Origin of the sequence: Enterobacter sp. DNB-S2 (assembly GCF_019443845.1) — a bacterium.
Taxonomy (GTDB): Bacteria; Pseudomonadota; Gammaproteobacteria; order Enterobacterales; family Enterobacteriaceae; genus Enterobacter; species Enterobacter asburiae_B.
In genome coordinates this window covers 1,201,826-1,218,314 of record NZ_CP050520.1, presented here as the reverse complement: position 1 = coordinate 1,218,314, position 16,489 = coordinate 1,201,826, and the positions used below count along the sequence as shown (strand labels likewise).

General features: G+C 53.8%; 20 protein-coding genes, 1 tRNA gene and 1 pseudogene. 15 read left to right on the top strand and 7 right to left on the bottom strand.

Annotated features, from left to right (window positions below; all coding sequences use genetic code 11):
• The first annotated feature begins 6 nt into the window (after positions 1-6).
• On the top strand, positions 7-714 hold the full coding sequence (zorB2, locus tag HB664_RS05820) for a type II Zorya anti-phage system protein ZorB2 (RefSeq protein ID WP_023343022.1): 708 nt from the start codon (positions 7-9) through the stop codon (positions 712-714).
• A gap of 3 nt (positions 715-717) precedes the next feature.
• Complete coding sequence (gene zorE / locus HB664_RS05815) at positions 718-1,809, top strand: type II Zorya anti-phage system protein ZorE (RefSeq protein WP_048291768.1); 1,092 nt, start codon at positions 718-720, stop codon at positions 1,807-1,809.
• 88 nt (positions 1,810-1,897) lie between these two features.
• On the opposite strand, the gene HB664_RS05810 is transcribed toward zorE, so the two are convergent.
• The 5 genes from HB664_RS05810 to rraB all read right to left on the bottom strand — a co-directional run bounded on the left by HB664_RS05810 (position 1,898) and on the right by rraB (position 5,547).
• The gene (locus tag HB664_RS05810; RefSeq protein WP_087652725.1) at positions 1,898-3,172 is read right to left on the bottom strand and encodes an integrase arm-type DNA-binding domain-containing protein; all 1,275 of its coding nucleotides are present in this window, start codon (positions 3,170-3,172) and stop codon (positions 1,898-1,900) included.
• A gap of 200 nt (positions 3,173-3,372) precedes the next feature.
• Positions 3,373-3,457 (bottom strand) — tRNA-Leu (locus HB664_RS05805).
• A gap of 106 nt (positions 3,458-3,563) precedes the next feature.
• Positions 3,564-4,286: a hypothetical protein gene (locus HB664_RS05800; protein WP_032662492.1), complete on the bottom strand. Its 723-nt coding sequence runs from the start codon at positions 4,284-4,286 to the stop codon at positions 3,564-3,566.
• A gap of 30 nt (positions 4,287-4,316) precedes the next feature.
• Entirely contained in the window at positions 4,317-5,075 is a 759-nt protein-coding gene (gene miaE, locus HB664_RS05795) for a tRNA isopentenyl-2-thiomethyl-A-37 hydroxylase MiaE (protein WP_219940468.1), read from the bottom strand.
• 46 nt (positions 5,076-5,121) lie between these two features.
• Positions 5,122-5,547 carry a ribonuclease E inhibitor RraB gene (gene rraB / locus HB664_RS05790; protein ID WP_029739283.1) on the bottom strand — a complete coding sequence of 142 codons (426 nt, stop codon included), beginning with the start codon at positions 5,545-5,547 and terminating at the stop codon, positions 5,122-5,124.
• 99 nt (positions 5,548-5,646) lie between these two features.
• On the opposite strand from rraB, the gene argL reads away from it, so the two are divergent.
• The 4 genes from argL to HB664_RS05770 all read left to right on the top strand — a co-directional run bounded on the left by argL (position 5,647) and on the right by HB664_RS05770 (position 7,799).
• A complete protein-coding gene (gene argL, locus HB664_RS05785; RefSeq protein WP_213328991.1) occupies positions 5,647-5,742 on the top strand; it encodes a putative translational regulatory protein ArgL in 96 nt (31 codons plus the stop codon).
• On the top strand, positions 5,712-6,716 hold the full coding sequence (gene argF, locus HB664_RS05780) for an ornithine carbamoyltransferase (RefSeq protein ID WP_219940467.1): 1,005 nt from the start codon (positions 5,712-5,714) through the stop codon (positions 6,714-6,716). The genes argL and argF (HB664_RS05780) overlap by 31 nt, the downstream gene beginning before the upstream one ends.
• Positions 6,717-6,982: 266 nt before the next feature.
• A complete protein-coding gene (locus HB664_RS05775) occupies positions 6,983-7,345 on the top strand; it encodes a CHAP domain-containing protein (protein WP_219940466.1) in 363 nt (120 codons plus the stop codon).
• A 1-nt stretch (position 7,346) separates the two neighbouring features.
• Positions 7,347-7,799, top strand: a complete 453-nt coding sequence (locus HB664_RS05770) for a DUF3828 domain-containing protein (protein WP_219940465.1) — start codon at positions 7,347-7,349, stop codon at positions 7,797-7,799.
• Between the two features lie 180 nt (positions 7,800-7,979).
• Here HB664_RS05770 and HB664_RS05765 read toward each other — a convergent pair whose 3' ends face one another.
• On the bottom strand, positions 7,980-8,432 hold the full coding sequence (locus tag HB664_RS05765; RefSeq protein ID WP_219940464.1) for a YhcH/YjgK/YiaL family protein: 453 nt from the start codon (positions 8,430-8,432) through the stop codon (positions 7,980-7,982).
• A gap of 675 nt (positions 8,433-9,107) precedes the next feature.
• Here HB664_RS05765 and arcA point away from each other — a divergent pair.
• The 5 genes from arcA to HB664_RS05740 all read left to right on the top strand — a co-directional run bounded on the left by arcA (position 9,108) and on the right by HB664_RS05740 (position 14,380).
• Positions 9,108-10,328, top strand: coding sequence for an arginine deiminase (arcA, locus tag HB664_RS05760; protein ID WP_029739276.1), 1,221 nt, complete (start codon positions 9,108-9,110; stop codon positions 10,326-10,328).
• A gap of 10 nt (positions 10,329-10,338) precedes the next feature.
• Complete coding sequence (gene arcC / locus HB664_RS05755; protein ID WP_219940463.1) at positions 10,339-11,250, top strand: carbamate kinase; 912 nt, start codon at positions 10,339-10,341, stop codon at positions 11,248-11,250.
• A 114-nt stretch (positions 11,251-11,364) separates the two neighbouring features.
• Positions 11,365-12,369, top strand: a complete 1,005-nt coding sequence (gene argF / locus HB664_RS05750) for an ornithine carbamoyltransferase (RefSeq protein ID WP_219940462.1) — start codon at positions 11,365-11,367, stop codon at positions 12,367-12,369.
• A gap of 47 nt (positions 12,370-12,416) precedes the next feature.
• Complete coding sequence (locus HB664_RS05745) at positions 12,417-13,820, top strand: YfcC family protein (protein WP_033144505.1); 1,404 nt, start codon at positions 12,417-12,419, stop codon at positions 13,818-13,820.
• Positions 13,821-13,900: 80 nt separating this feature from the next.
• A complete protein-coding gene (locus HB664_RS05740; RefSeq protein ID WP_029739272.1) occupies positions 13,901-14,380 on the top strand; it encodes an arginine repressor in 480 nt (159 codons plus the stop codon).
• Positions 14,381-14,383: 3 nt separating this feature from the next.
• Here HB664_RS05740 and HB664_RS05735 read toward each other — a convergent pair.
• Positions 14,384-14,501, bottom strand: a pseudogene (locus HB664_RS05735) (hypothetical protein).
• On the opposite strand from HB664_RS05735, the gene HB664_RS05730 reads away from it, so the two are divergent.
• The 4 genes from HB664_RS05730 (at position 14,481) to ridA (ending at position 16,486) form a co-directional block, all read left to right on the top strand.
• Positions 14,481-14,585, top strand: a complete 105-nt coding sequence (locus HB664_RS05730) for a pyrBI operon leader peptide (protein ID WP_022646880.1) — start codon at positions 14,481-14,483, stop codon at positions 14,583-14,585. The pseudogene HB664_RS05735 and the gene HB664_RS05730 overlap by 21 nt on opposite strands.
• Before the next feature lie 34 nt (positions 14,586-14,619).
• Positions 14,620-15,552, top strand: coding sequence for an aspartate carbamoyltransferase (pyrB, locus tag HB664_RS05725; protein ID WP_023310198.1), 933 nt, complete (start codon positions 14,620-14,622; stop codon positions 15,550-15,552).
• Between the two features lie 12 nt (positions 15,553-15,564).
• A complete protein-coding gene (gene pyrI / locus HB664_RS05720; protein WP_023310197.1) occupies positions 15,565-16,026 on the top strand; it encodes an aspartate carbamoyltransferase regulatory subunit in 462 nt (153 codons plus the stop codon).
• Positions 16,027-16,099: 73 nt separating this feature from the next.
• Entirely contained in the window at positions 16,100-16,486 is a 387-nt protein-coding gene (gene ridA, locus HB664_RS05715; protein WP_008501391.1) for a 2-iminobutanoate/2-iminopropanoate deaminase, read from the top strand.
• Positions 16,487-16,489: the final 3 nt, after the last annotated feature.

The window sequence follows — 16,489 nt, the reverse complement described above, 5'->3', positions numbered from 1 at the left end:
TTGCTAATGGATAAAATCCTTGGCAAGCAGGCCCCTAAAAAAGATCAAGATAATGAACATTGGGTTTCAATGTCAGATTTAATGGCAGGTCTGATGATGGTATTTATGTTTATTTCTATCGCCTACATGCACTATGTGCGTATTGAAAAAGAAAAAATTAAAGAAGTGGCTGTCGCCTATGAAAATGCTCAACTTCAACTCTATAATGCACTAGAAACTGAGTTTACAAAGGATTTGCCAGCTTGGGATGCTGAAATTGACAAACAAACTCTTGAGGTCCGTTTTAAATCACCCGATGTCTTATTTGGTTTAGGTAGCACAGAGCTTAAGCCAAAATTTAAACAGATCCTTGATAATTTCTTCCCTCGCTACCTTAAAGTTCTTGATAACTACCAGGAACATATTACTGAAGTACGTATTGAGGGACATACAAGTACTGACTGGACTGGAGCGTCCAATTCTGACATGGCCTATTTTAATAACATGGAACTCTCGCAAGGGCGAACACGAGCAGTACTGCAGTATGTCTATGGTTTAAAAGAAAGCGCAGCACACCAGAAGTGGGTAAAAAGTAAATTTGCTGCCGTTGGATATTCTTCCGCACACCCTATTCTTGATAAATCTGGTAAAGAAGATCCCAATCGCTCTCGCCGAGTAACATTTAAAGTTGTAACAAATGCCGAGTTGCAGATTAGAAAAATAATTCAGGAGTAAGAGATGAAATTATCTATCGACATTTCTGAACTTATTCAGTTAGGAAGAAAAATGTTGCCGGAAGGCGTTGATTTTTTCCTTGACGAAACGCCTGTAGTTTTTGATCCAATTGATATCGAACTTTCTGCAGGTAAAGAAGTTAGAATTGAAGATCTTGATCCCGGCAGTGGTCTTATTTCCTACCAAGGGAGACAGGTTCTTTTGTATATTAGAGACCATACCGGACGTTATGATGCGGCTATTGAAGATGGAGAGAAAGGGAAGCGATTTCATATTGCCTGGTGTAGAACATTAGATGACATGCGCCAAAAAAATCGATTTGAACGGTATCATGCAACAAATCGTGTTGATGGCTTATTTGAAATTGATGATGGGCTCGGTCGGAGCCAAGATGTCGCTCTTAAAGTTTGTATGAACTGCCTAGAACGCCTTAATTACAAAGGAAGTATAGATAAACAACAGAAAAGAGTAATATTTAAATCATTTTCTTTGAATGAATTTTTTTCAGATTATAGTACCTGCTTTCGCCATATGCCTAAAGGAATCTATGATAAATCAAATAGCGGCTATGTAGAAAATTGGAAGGATATATCCAGAACTACTCGAGAACAAGCTAACTACAAATGTAATGATTGTGGTGTGAATTTAATGTCCATGAAAAGTCTATGCGATGTTCACCACAAAAATGGTATTAAATATGATAACTCAGCTGAAAATCTACTCGTCTTGTGTAAAGATTGCCATCGAAAGCAACCTTTGCACGAAGGAATATTTGTCACTCAGGCTGACATGGCAATCATTCAACGCTTACGTTCCCAACAAGGGCTTTTGAAGGCTGAATCCTGGAAGGATATTTACGATCTGACAGATCCATCGATTCATGGTGATATAAACATTATGCAACACAAAGGATACCCGCCACCAGTTCCGGGATTAGACTTACAAAACGCGGAGCATGAAATTATTGCTACCGTAGAAGCTGCCTGGCCGGTTTCAAAAATTGCAGTAAATTTAACACCGGTAAAAGTCGATGGTTGGAAAGTATTCTCCGTGGGAGAACTCGTTAAAGAAATACAATCTGGGGTTATTTTCTAATTATACAACCCAAGTCTGAACAAACAGCAGTTGATTATTAATACTAATCTCTGTAAATTTTGACTTGGGTTCTCTTAATAATTCATATTTATCTATCGTCAAAAGACTGTTTGTAAATCTTAGAATAATCAAATGGTGAAGTCTGCTTCTCCCGATTCGCATCCAGAAAATCAGCCCACCACTGCAACATTAATCTACGCTCCCCGAGATGCTCCGCCTTATGGATGTAAGCAGCCCGAACAGAGCTACGTTCCTGATGGCTCATCTGCCGCTCCACTGCATCCCTCGACCACAATCCTGATTCAATAAGTGAACTACACGCCATCGTCCTGAAACCATGTCCACATACTTCCGTTTTGGTGTCATAGCCCATAACTCGCAAAGCCTTGTTCACCGTGTTCTCACTCATCGGCTTACTTGGATCGTGATCGCCAAAGAAGATCAGCTCTCGGTTTCCATTCATGCTTTTGATCTTTTCCAAAATAGCTAAGGCCTGACGCGACAAGGGAACAAGATGAGGAGTCCTCATCTTCGAACCGCGTTGAGAATGCTTAACTCCTTCCAGTGGCTCACGCTCGCCCGGAATCGTCCACATAGCTGTTTCAAAATCCACTTCTGACCAACGGGCAAATCGCAGCTCGCTTGAACGGATGAAAACCAACAAAGTGAGCTCAACCGCCAGTCGAGTTAACGGTCTACCAGAATAGTGATCGATGCGATGAAGTAATTCAGGAATGCGGTTAAGTTCTAATGCAGCACGGTGCTGTCTTTTTGCCGTAGCAACCGCACCGGCAATCTCTTGCGCGGGGTTATAGTCGATTAAGCCGCTCTGCACTGCAAAGCGCATAATCGCGGTAGTCCGCTGCTGTAAACGGGCGGCGACTTCAAGACGCCCAGATGACTCCACCGCTTTGATGGGCACAAGCAAATCCCGTGTCTTCAACTCAGCAATGTTCCGCTTACCGATAGCAGCGAAGAGATTATCTTCCAGGCTTTTCAATACACGAGCGCTATGCGATGCCGACCATTTCTGGTTGCTGGCATGCCAGTCTCTGGCAACCACTTCAAACGTTATCGCCTCTTGTTCCTGCTCGACTTTGACGGCTTTCTTGTTCTCACTGGGATCGACGCCGTTAGCTAACAGCTTACGGGCTTCATCGCGACGAGCCCTGGCATCCGCCAGCGAAACCTCGGGGTATTTCCCTAAAGCCAGCATCTTTTCTTTACCGCCAAAACGATAACGCAGCCGCCAGTATTTTGAGCCATTCGGGTGAACCAGCAAAACCATACCGTCGCCGTCAGTGAGTTTATAGGCTTTTGCTTCAGGCTTAGCCGAACGAACCTTCACATCACTCAGAGCCATGATGAGTATCCTTTCAAAGGTTCTGTGTGGGTATAAACATTATCGAACCGCGATATACCCGCAGTTGTACCCGCATCAGTTAGTTGATTTAAATTGAATCAAGTTGACTTAGGTTGAGTGAAAAAGCGAGGAAAGCCTTGTGGATACTGGATTTCAGACACAAAAAAAGCCGCCCTTAAGCGACTTTGATTTGCATCTTTTGGTGCCGAAGGCCGGACTCGAACCGGCACGTATTTCTACGGTTGATTTTGAATCAACTGCGTCTACCGATTTCGCCACTTCGGCACTGAAGGGGATGCGGAAACGTTGTGGATTATACCTGTCGCGCGCCGCCATGCAAGCGACGACGCGCTAAACCCGCGCTAAGTGCCCAAAAAACCAGCGTCCTTCGTCACTCCAGCTCAGACACCGCCAGCCGAATCACCCCCGCCGCCTTCTGCTCCGGCAGCGCCAGCACCTTCGCCCACATCTCCTGCACCATATCGCAGGAGAGCTTCTCTTTGCCCGCCGCCTTCTCCGGCATCTGCAGCAGCTGGATGTCCTCGCCGTACTTATCGGCAAGCTCTTTCATAATCGGCCGCACGTCCTCAACAGCCGCCTCGCGTTCTGCTGGGGTCACGGTGTGGCGGTTTTTGCCGTAGGCCGCGCGCATCATATCGGCGTCGGCCTGCATGCGCCGCGCCATCAGGTCCTTATCCAGCATGCGCATCGGGTTCACGCCGCCCTTCACCGTCGGGTAGAGGAAGCGGAAGCAGGCGTCGTCGCTCACCTTCTGGATGGCGGCGGTCTGCTCCATATTGATGGTCATGTAGTTCACCACGTTGGCGTCCGGGGCGTTTTGCAGGCGCGACATCTGCAGATGCAGGATCTGCGGCTGGATGGTGTCGATAATCTGCTGCTCCGGCTCGCCCGCTTTTTGCAGGGCGGCCATCTGGTCGAGGATGCGCTGATGCAGCGCGGGCTCCTGCTCCTTAATCACCTGCCAGGCGGGCATCGCGTTAAGGGCGGAATCCATCTGCCGTTCCGGAGCGCGCTGCCTGTCGAAGAACACCCAGAACGCCACGGCGGCGGCCACCACAACAACCATCACGGTACGGGTCCACGTTTTATTCATCTCGCATCCTTATCCTTGAGTTGTGCCGGTTTACACCGGCACGCCGCTGTGGAAGCGAAACTCGTTGTCCGGTGTCGAGATAAGTGTGGCTTCAATTTCGCCAAAAAGCTGTATGCGCGGTGAGATATCGTCGTCGCTCACCTGCTGGGCCAGCGTCAGGTAGTCCTGATAATGGCGCGCTTCCGAGCGCAGCAGCGAGAGATAGAACTTCTGCAGGTCATCATCGAGGAACGGAGCCAGCGCGGCGAAGCGTTCGCAGGAGCGGGCTTCGATGTAGGCGCCGCAGATGAGCTTGTCGATCAGCGTCAGCGGTTCGTGGGTGCGCACGTCCTTCAGCATCCCTTTGGCGTAGCGGCTGGCGGTGATTTTGACGTACGGAATATCACGGGCCAGCATCGCCTCGCGCACCTGCCAGAAGTGGTGCAGCTCCTCTTTAATCAGCAGCACCATGCTGTCGATGAGCGCCTGGCCCCACGGGTCGTCGGTTTTGGGCATCACGCTTTTGCCAATCTGCTTGTGCAGGGCGATGAAGTCTGGCTCCGGGCCGTCGCGGAAGGTGAACTGTTCGTAGGGTTTAAGCCAGTCGAGCAGCGCGTCGGCACCGCTTTCGTCGGCGACGTATTTACGCACCAGCAGCAGCGCGGTCTGGGCGGCCTTGAGCTCGCACACCATGTGGTCGGTGAGCAGCAGCGGCAGGTTTGCCGGGTCGCGGGCTTTATCAATCCATGCTTGCGGGGTCGGGCACTGGAGGAAGCTGAGTACGGGGGCGAGTATCTGCGGGTAATCCATGGTTCTGCCTTGAAAAAGCGGTGGCGCGCGCCACCGCCTGAAACGCTTAGTGACGCACGCCGTCGTCGTCTTCGTCGACGTAATCTTCGTCGTCGCCTTCTTCGCCGTCTTCACCGTTCGGATCTTCGAAGTAGGTTCCCCAGCCGTCGTATTCCACTTCAAACTTCTCGGCCAGGTTCATCAGCTGTTCTACCTGCGCGTCGATCAGCTCCGCCTTCAGCGCGCCTTCGCTCAGGATGTCGCAGCAGATGACGGTGTCGCCCTCTTCCACTTCCAGCTCTTCCGGCTCGGTCACTTCGTAACCCAGCTTGAAGGCTTCCACGGCCAGTTTTTCCAGCGCGTCGAAATCATCCGCAGAGAAATGGTGCTCGATGGTGTACAGCGCGTCCGGATCGCTACCGTCTTCCAGCAGTTCTTCAATAATCAGACGCGTCTCTTCGCGTTGCTCTTCCAGGTGTTCCGGGTTTGCCATGGCTCAATCCTCTTTAAAGTGCGGCAGATACTTCTATTTTCACACACGGACGGGTTTGCCTCCACCTTTGTAAGAAAGATTTGTGAAACGGGGTTGCAAATGAATAATTACACATATAAAGTGAATTTTAATTCAATAAGTGGCGTTCGCCATGCGAGGATAAAATGTCCGATTTATACAAGAAACACTTTCTGAAATTGCTCGACTTTACCCCTGCACAGTTCACTTCTCTGCTGACCCTTGCCGCACAGCTCAAAGCCGATAAAAAAAATGGCAAGGAAGTACAGAAGCTTACCGGTAAAAACATCGCGCTCATCTTCGAAAAAGACTCGACCCGTACACGTTGCTCTTTCGAAGTTGCCGCATTTGACCAGGGCGCGCGCATCACCTATTTAGGGCCGAGCGGCAGCCAGATTGGGCATAAAGAGTCAATTAAGGACACCGCGCGCGTGCTCGGGCGGATGTACGACGGCATTCAGTATCGCGGTCACGGCCAGGAAGTAGTCGAAACGCTGGCGCAGTACGCGGGCGTGCCGGTGTGGAACGGGCTGACCAACGAGTTCCATCCGACCCAGCTGCTGGCGGACCTGCTGACCATGCAGGAGCACCTGCCGGGCAAGGCGTTTAACGAGATGACGCTGGTCTACGCGGGCGATGCGCGCAACAACATGGGCAACTCGATGCTGGAAGCGGCAGCGCTGACCGGGCTGGATCTGCGCCTGGTGGCGCCGAAAGCCTGCTGGCCGGAAGAGAGCCTGGTGGCGGAGTGCAGCGCGCTGGCGGAGAAGCACGGCGGAAAAATCACGCTGACGGAAGACGTGGCGGCGGGCGTGAAGGGCGCGGACTTTATCTACACCGACGTGTGGGTGTCGATGGGCGAAGCCAAAGAGAAGTGGGCGGAGCGGATTGCGCTGCTGCGCGGGTATCAGGTGAACGCGCAGATGATGGCGCTGACCGGCAACCCGGACGTGAAGTTCCTGCACTGTCTGCCGGCATTCCATGACGACCAGACCACGCTCGGCAAGCAGATGGCGAAAGAGTTCGACCTGCACGGCGGGATGGAGGTGACGGACGAGGTGTTTGAGTCGGCGGCGAGCATCGTGTTCGACCAGGCGGAAAACCGGATGCATACGATTAAGGCGGTGATGGTGGCGACGCTTGGGGAGTGAGCCTCTCTCTTACCTTGAGATGGTGATTATCTGCTGAATTATTTTTCAGCAGATAATCATTTCCAGTTTACGCGCAAAAAAAAATCATTTTACTGACGCATCCTCAGATAAGCATCAACCATAATATGTATTTATAATTTTATTAACCATTATTTATTAGATTAATGATGGTTAATATTAGATCATTATCAATTACAAACCATTGTAAATATCCGGTGTAATGTTTCCTTATTACTACGTTTCGTTAATAAAATAAGGATTATTTTATGTCATGGAATAAGCATGAAGCTGTGTCATATGCCCGCAGCCACGCACATCATAACAGTACGGGTTACTGCGCTCGCGCCGTCGCTGCAGCTATTCGTGCCGGAGGTTTGAAAATTGATGGTGCTGATGCAAAAAACTTCTGGCGCTCTCTTGAGAAGGCAGGATTCAGCAAGGCGTACGGCACACCCATTGAGGGTGATGTCGCAGTAATTGACGCATTACCAGGTGCGCATCAGAATGGGCATGCATGTATCTACGACGGATCGGGTACCTGGTATTCAGATTTTAAACAGAACAGCCTTTATCCCGGCCAGACATATCGTAAGATACAGCCAAAAATCACCCTTTACAGGCACTACTGATATGAAAAATATCTTACTGCTTCTCTTCATATTTTCTTTCTCTGTAATGGCTGTCCACTCTGACCCGATTGAGCGTGCTGTAAAATTTAACAGCTGGTACGTTAATCATATCAACAAAGATGCATTTCCCATTACTGATGGAAACGAAATAGATAAATATGTCACAGCATCAACAATGAAAAAACTCCGTCATACGCAGGATCCGCGTTATGCCGACGAAGAGTTTTACGAAGCCGATATGTTTTTAAAAGCGCAATACGTTGGCGATGACTGGCCCCAGAATGTAACAGCCATAGCCGGGGATACCGATCCAGTTTGTGTCAACGTATACATTGCATTTGGCAAAAAGCAGGAGCACGTAGTCATAGACTGCATGGTTAAAGAAAACAACTTATGGAAGGTACAGTCAGTTTCTAATGCGGATTTTTCAAGAAATCTGGCTATCTCTAAATGAGCCAAACAAAGTTCTTATCACTCTAGTGGTTCAGTGCGCCTTTCTTGCCGGGTGGCGCTGCGCTTACCCGGCCTACTTTGTGCAACGATATCAATAATCGTAGGCCCGGTAAGCGCAGCGCCACCGGGCAAATCAAGCACCGATACGGCCCTCTCCCACAGGGAGAGGGAGTAAACCCGATTAGCTAATCAGCATTTTCACAACAACCTTGCGCACCTTCGCAGGCGCGCCCACCGCGCACAGCGGCTTATGCACTTCACCCGGCCAGAACACCACAAAATCCCCTTCGCTCAGCACCACGGTTTTCTCCTGCTCGCCTTCCGGCAGGAACGCGATGTCTTTCTCCGCCAGCCAGTCGGTGTCGGGCGCACCGTGCGGCAGGGTGCTGAAGGTCATCCCTTCCTGGCCCTTCATAATTATCTGGATGTCCAGATAGCGCGCGTGGTACTCGGCGCGGCGCTCGGCGAACGGCTGGGTCATATCTTCCGAGACCAGATAGAACAGGCTGCTGCCGTTGATGTCGTGTTTCCCGAGCGGCGTGGCGTCAGTGACGTGGGCTTTAACGTGCTCAATCGCCTGGCGCAGCGCGTCAGGCAGCCAGGGCTGCAGATGGTGGATGTTGCCGATAATCATGTGAAATCCCTCTATGTAAAACAACGTTTCATTTTTATCTTTTATACGAGAGTTAAGACTGCCATACCAGCCCTTTTTCGAAGAGGTTTGCGCGAGCGCATGTTTATCGGGAAAGGTGTTAACCCACTGTTAATCCTGTCCAGGCAATTATGCAGGGGTTATGCATAACCTCGATCAGCGCTTGTCGGACGGCTGTTCTAACCTCTTGATCATGCTCTCTAATTAACAAAACCCGTTGCCGTCTCACACTTTACTGATTTGATAATTTGCTCTAAAAAACCATAATTATTTATTGATTTTCCTTAAGTCGAAAATAGTTAATTACGTTAATTGCATAGCCATTCTTGATCATGATGTTTTTCATTTAAAATCAGATGCATAACATTGTATTTCAAAAGATTAAAATCTACAAAATAATAACAATCTCAAATAATGCCACCGAATCCTGCTTAGCTATTCACCCCTCAATAATATGAAATTAATCATTATCTGATGCGAATCATGCAAATGAAAACAAACCCCTTAATATCCGGTTTCGCGTGAGCGATATCACAATACGGATTATTTAACTGCCTAGTATGAATCACGAAATCAATTGAGCTTAGCCGCCATGAAATTAAACACATCACATGGCGCATGCCCTTTTTATTCTGAAAAACAGTTAAAGGAATAATTATGGAAAAGCATTACGTCGGTTCTGAAATTGGTCAATTGCGTAGCGTTATGCTGCATCGTCCTAATTTAAGTCTGAAACGTTTAACGCCATCAAACTGTCAGGAGTTGCTTTTCGATGACGTGCTCTCGGTTGAGCGGGCGGGTGAGGAGCATGACATCTTCGCCAACACGCTGCGCGAGCAGGGTGTGGAAGTCCTGCTGTTGACCGACCTTCTGACACAAACCCTTGATATTGCAGAAGCGAAAGCCTGGCTTCTGGACACCCAAATCTCTGACTATCGCCTCGGCCCGACCTTTGCCGGCGACGTCCGCGGCTGGCTGGCGGATATGCCGCACCGCGAACTGGCGCGCAGATTAAGCGGCGGATTAACCTACGGCGAAATTCCGGCGGCCATTAAAAATATGGTGGTGGATACCCACACGGCGAATGATTTTATTATGAAGCCGCTGCCGAACCATTTATTTACCCGCGATACCTCGTGCTGGATTTATAACGGCGTCTCTATTAACCCAATGGCGAAACCGGCCCGTCAGCGTGAAACCAATAACCTGCGGGCAATATATCGCTGGCACCCGGCGTTTGCCGACGGCGATTTTATTAAGTATTTCGGCGACGAGAATATTAATTACGACCACGCCACGCTAGAAGGCGGCGACGTACTGGTGATTGGCCGCGGGGCGGTATTGATCGGCATGTCCGAGCGCACGACGCCGCAGGGCGTGGAGTTCCTCGCCAACAGCCTGTTCAAACACCGTCAGGCCGAGCGCGTGATCGCCGTTGAGCTGCCAAAACACCGCTCCTGCATGCACCTCGACACCGTCATGACCCACATCGACGTGGACACCTTCTCCGTCTACCCGGAAGTGGTGCGCAAGGACGCCCAGTGCTGGACGCTTACCCCGGACGGACGCGGCGGCCTGCTGCGCACCCAGGAAACCGACCTGCTGCACGCCATCGAGAAAGCGCTCGGCATTAACCAGGTGCGCCTGATCACCACCGGCGGCGACGCCTTTGAAGCCGAACGCGAGCAGTGGAACGACGCCAACAACGTGCTGACCATCCGCCCGGGCGTGGTGATTGGCTACGAGCGCAACGTCTGGACCAACGAGAAGTACGACAAAGCGGGCATCACCGTGCTGCCTATCCCGGGCGATGAGCTCGGACGCGGTCGCGGCGGCGCGCGCTGCATGAGCTGCCCGCTGGAACGCGACGGAATTTAAAGGAGCCATCATGGAACGAAAACCCACTCTGGTAGTGGCCCTGGGCGGCAACGCGCTGCTCAAGCGCGGCGAGCCGCTGGAAGCCGAAATCCAGCGTCAGAACATCGAGCAGGCCGCGCGCACCATCGCCGGATTAACAGAACAGTGGCGCGTGGTGCTGGTGCACGGCAACGGGCCGCAGGTCGGGCTGCTGGCGCTACAGAACAGCGCCTACGACAAAGTCACGCCCTACCCGCTGGACGTTCTCGGCGCCGAAAGCCAGGGAATGATCGGCTACATGCTCCAGCAGGCGCTGAAAAACAATCTGCCGCAGCGCGAGGTGAGCGTCCTGCTCACCCAGGTGGAAGTGGACGCCGCCGACCCGGCCTTAAGCAACCCGACCAAATACATCGGCCCGGTGTACAGCGAAGCCCAGGCGAAAAGCCTGGCGGCGGAAAAAGGCTGGGTGTTTAAGGCCGACGGAAGCTACGTCCGCCGCGTGGTGCCGTCACCGCAGCCGAAGCGCATCGTCGAGAGCGACGCCATCACGGCGCTGATCCAGCGCGATCACCTGGTGATCTGCAATGGCGGCGGCGGCGTGCCGGTAGTGGAGAACGCCAACGGCTATCGCGGCATTGAGGCGGTGATCGACAAAGACCTCTCCGCCGCCCTGCTGGCGCGCCAGATCGAGGCCGACGCCCTGCTGATCCTGACCGATGCCGACGCGGTGTACCTCGACTGGGGCAAGCCGACCCAGCGCCCGCTGGCGCAGGTGACGCCGGAGCTGCTCAGAGGCATGCAGTTCGACGCCGGATCGATGGGGCCGAAAGTGGCCGCCTGCCGCGAGTTTGTAGAAGCCTGCAACGGCATTGCCGGGATCGGCGCGCTGGCCGACGGCGCTGAGATCCTGGCGGGCGAGAAAGGCACGTTGATTCGTAACTGAGTCGTTTTCCCCTCACCCTCTCCCTAAGGGAGAGGGAATGTAAGCCCCCCTCTCCCTGTGGGAGAGGGCCGGGGTGAGGGCATCAGACAGCTAATTTTTAAAAGGATTTCCCACATGACCATCAACCTGAAAAACCGCAACTTCCTGAAACTGCTGGACTACACCCCGGCGGAGATCCAGTACCTGATCGACCTCGCCATCGAGCTGAAGGCCGCCAAAAAAGCCGGGCGCGAAAAGCAAACCCTGGTCGGGAAAAACATCGCCCTGATTTTTGAAAAAACCTCCACCCGCACCCGCTGCGCATTCGAAGTGGGCGCGTTCGACCAGGGCGCGCAGGTGACCTATCTCGGCCCAAGCGGCTCGCAGATCGGCCATAAAGAGTCGATGAAAGACACCGCCCGCGTGCTGGGCCGCATGTATGACGGCATCGAATACCGCGGCTACGGCCAGGCCATCGTCGAAGAGCTGGGCGAATACGCGGGCGTGCCGGTGTGGAACGGCCTGACCGACGAGTTCCACCCAACGCAGATCCTCGCCGACCTGATGACCATGCTGGAGCACGCGCCGGGCAAAACCCTGCCGGAGCTGAGCTTTGCCTACCTGGGCGACGCGCGCAACAACATGGGCAACTCGCTGATGGTCGGCGCGGCCAAGATGGGGATGGATATCCGCCTCGTCGCACCGAAATCCTTCTGGCCGGAAGCCGGGCTGGTTGAGCAGTGCCGCGCCATCGAGAAAGAGACGGGCGCGCGCATCACCCTCACCGACGACGTGGAAGAAGGCGTGCAGGGGACCGATTTCCTCTACACCGACGTGTGGGTCTCCATGGGCGAGCCGAAGGAGGCCTGGGCCGAGCGCGTCAGCCTGATGAAGCCGTATCAAATCAACGCGGACGTGATGAAGGCCACCGGCAACCCGAACGTCAAGTTTATGCACTGCCTGCCGGCGTTCCACAACGAACACACCAAAGTGGGCCGCGAGATCGAGATGGCCTACGGCCTGAAGGGGCTGGAGGTGACGGAAGAGGTCTTCGAATCACCGAACTCCATCGTCTTCGACGAAGCAGAGAACCGCATGCACACCATTAAAGCGGTCATGGTGGCGACACTCGGCGACTAATCACCGCCCGGCGCGCCGCGCGGTGCGCCGGGTTTAAGGAGAACATCATGGGCAAGTTTAAGTTTCCCTCCGCTTACACCATTCTCTTTTTCCTGATTGCCGTTGTGGCGGCGCTGAGCTGGGTCGTCCCCGCCGGTCAGTACCAGATGGCGATGAACGAAACCCTCGGTAAAGAAGTCCCGATTGCCGGAACGTACGCGCACGTGGCGGCACATCCGCAGGGGCTGGTTTCCGTCCTGATGGCGCCCATCGCCGGGCTGTACGATCCGGTCTCCGGCCAGGCCGGGGCGATCGACGTCGCGCTGTTTATCCTGATCATCGGCGGTTTTCTCGGGATCGTCACCAAAACCGGGGCGATTGACGCCGGGATCGAGCGCGTCACCACCCGGCTGCGCGGCCGCGAGGAGTGGATGATCCCGATCCTGATGGCGCTGTTTGCCGCAGGTGGCACCATTTACGGCATGGCCGAAGAGTCGCTGCCGTTCTACACCCTGCTGGTACCGGTGATGCTGGCCGCCCGGTTCGATCCGGTTGTCGCCGCGTCCACCGTGCTGCTCGGGGCGGGGATCGGCACGCTCGGCTCTACCATTAACCCGTTTGCCACGGTGATCGCCGCCAACGCCGCCGGGATCCCCTTCACTAACGGCATCGCCCTGCGCGTGGCGCTGCTGGTCATCGGCTGGGTCATCTGCGTGGCGTGGGTGATGCGTTACGCCCGTAAGGTGCGCCAGGATCCGTCGCTGTCGATCGTCGCAGACAAACAGGAAGAGAACCGCGCCCACTTCCTCGGCGACAAGGGCGAACAGTCGCTGGAATTCACCCCGGTGCGCAAAATCATCCTGGTGATTTTCGCCCTCGCCTTCGCGGTGATGATCTACGGCGTGGCGGTGCTGGGCTGGTGGATGGCGGAGATCTCAGCGGTATTTCTCGCCAGCGCGATTATCGTCGGCCTGATTGCCCGCATGAGCGAAGAGGAGCTGACGTCGACGTTTATCAACGGCGCGCGAGATTTGCTGGGCGTCGCGCTGATTATCGGCATCGCGCGCGGTATCGTAGTCATCATGGATAAGGGCATGATTACCCACACCATTTTGCACAGCGCGGAAGGGCTGGTCAGCGGGTTGTCCACGGTAGCGTTTATCAACGTGATGTACTGGCTGGAGGTCGTGCTGTCGTTTCTTGTGCCTTCTTCATCCGGCCTGGCCGTTCTGACGATGCCGATCATGGCGCCGCTTGCCGATTTCGCTAACGTCAACCGCGACCTGGTGGTGACGGCTTACCAGTCGGCCTCCGGCATCGTTAACCTCGTCACGCCCACTTCTGCCGTCGTGATGGGCGGGCTGGCCATCGCCCGCGTGCCCTACGTGCGCTATCTGAAATGGGTGGCGCCGCTGCTGGGCATTTTAACGGTGGTGATTATGGTGGCGTTAAGTCTGGGTGCCTTGTTGTGATTTGCCGGATGGCGCTGCGCTTATCCGGCCTACGGATCGGTGCGGTGCCACCGGTTATTTCAGGAACTGATATGGGAACTATGATGGATTACGAAGAGTACTCTCCCAAAGAGCAACTACAGCTGACGGTCTGCCAGCGCCTGATCGCAGAAAAAAGCTATCTCTCTCAGGAGGAGATCCGCCGGGATTTGCAGGAGCGTGGTTTTGAGACCATCAGCCAGTCCACCGTTTCACGTTTGCTTAAATTGCTCGGCGTCATAAAAATTCGAAATGCCAAAGGGCTAAAGATTTATTCGCTGAATCCCCAGCTGCGCCCTGCCCCCGACGCCGCGCGTACCGTGTCCGAAATGGTGGTCAGCGTCGAGCACAATAGCGAGTTTATCCTTGTGCACACCGTCGCCGGATATGGCCGCGCGGTGGCGCGTATTCTGGATTATCACCAGCTGCCGGAAATTTTAGGCGTGGTGGCCGGCAGCAGTATCGTCTGGGTCGCTCCCCGGGTCGTGAAGCGCACCGCACTGGTGCATAAGCAAATTAATTATTTACTCAGAACGCATTAATATTCATAAAGAACCGTTTGCATTGAGTAAAGCGTGCATTAAATCGCTTGATCCGAAAAACGAGCTGCGTATAATGCCCGACAATTTGCCGGGAGGAAGCATGGTCAAGCGTGTACGACATAACGTCTTACCGCGTCTGAAATCAGACGCTGGCCTGCCGTTTTTCTTCCCGTTGCTAAACCTATTCCCAGAGCCCCTCATTTGAGGGGCTTTTTTTTGCCCGGCGTCAGGAGATAAACATGAATCCGCTTTATCAAAAACACATCATTTCCATAAACGACCTCAGCCGCGAAGAGCTGGAACTGGTTCTGGAAACCGCGGCAAAACTGAAGGCCAATCCGCAACCGGAGCTGCTGAAGCACAAGGTGATTGCGAGCTGCTTCTTCGAAGCCTCGACCCGCACCCGCCTCTCCTTTGAAACCTCCATGCACCGCCTGGGCGCGAGCGTGGTGGGCTTCTCGGACAGCAGCAACACGTCGCTGGGTAAAAAAGGCGAAACCCTGGCGGACACCATTTCAGTGATCAGCACCTACGTCGACGCGATTGTGATGCGTCATCCGCAGGAGGGCGCGGCGCGCCTGGCGACCGAGTTTTCCGGCGGCATTCCGGTGCTGAACGCCGGTGACGGTGCCAACCAGCACCCGACGCAGACCCTGCTGGATCTGTTCACCATTCAGGAGACGCAGGGCAAGCTCGAGAACCTGAATATCGCCATGGTCGGCGACCTGAAATATGGCCGCACCGTCCACTCCCTGACCCAGGCGCTGGCGAAATTTAACGGCAACCGCTTCTTCTTCATCGCGCCTGACGCGCTGGCGATGCCGCAGTACATTCTCGACATGCTGGACGAAAAAGGCATTCAGTGGAGCCTGCACGCCAGCATCGAAGAGGTGATGAGCCACGTGGATATTCTCTACATGACCCGCGTGCAGAAAGAGCGTCTGGATCCGTCCGAATACGCCAACGTGAAGGCGCAGTTCGTGCTGCGCGCCAGCGACCTCGAGGGCGCGCGCGACAATATGAAGGTGCTGCATCCGCTGCCGCGCATCGATGAGATCACCACAGACGTGGATAAGACGCCGCACGCCTGGTACTTCCAGCAGGCCGGAAACGGCATCTTCGCCCGCCAGGCGTTACTGGCACTGGTTCTGAATCGCGAATTGGCACTGTAAGGGGAAACGACCATGACACACGATAACAAACTCCAGGTTGAAGCCATCAAGCGCGGCACCGTGATTGACCACATCCCTGCGCAGGTGGGCTTTAAGCTGCTGACGCTGTTCAAACTGACCGAAACCGACCAGCGCATCACCATCGGCCTGAACCTGCCGTCGGGCGAGATGGGCCGCAAGGACCTGATCAAAATCGAGAACACCTTCCTGACCGACGAGCAGGTCAACCAGCTGTCGCTGTACGCGCCGGACGCCACCGTCAACCGTATCGACGAGTATGAAGTGGTCGGCAAATCCCGTCCGAGCCTGCCGGATCGCATCGAAAGCGTGCTGGTCTGCCCGAACAGCAACTGCATCAGTCATGCTGAGCCGGTTTCTTCCAGCTTTGCAGTGAAAAAACGCGCCGATGACATCGCGCTCAAATGCAAATACTGCGAAAAAGAGTTTTCTCATTATGTGGTGCTGGCCAACTAATTGAGGTTGGTAATGAAATCCCGGCTGTTATAATGGCCGGGAACATTCTTAACGCTGTAATTCTGGAGAAAACATGAGCAAAGTACTCGCGACGGAAAATGCACCAGCGGCTATCGGCCCTTACGTTCAGGGCGTTGATCTGGGTAGCATGATCATCACTTCCGGTCAGATCCCGGTGAACCCAAAAACCGGCGCGGTGCCGGAAGACGTCGCGGCACAGGCGCGTCAGTCGCTGGAAAACGTGCAGGCTATCGTTGAATCTGCCGGTCTGAAAGTGGGCGATATCGTGAAAACCACCGTTTTCGTGAAGGATCTGAACGATTTCGCGACCGTTAACGCCACTTACGAAGCGTTCTTCACCGAACACAACGCCACCTTCCCGGCGCGCTCCTGCGTGGAAGTGGCCCGTCTGCCAAAAGACGTGAAAATTGAAATCGAAGCGATCGCCGTACGTCGCTAATTC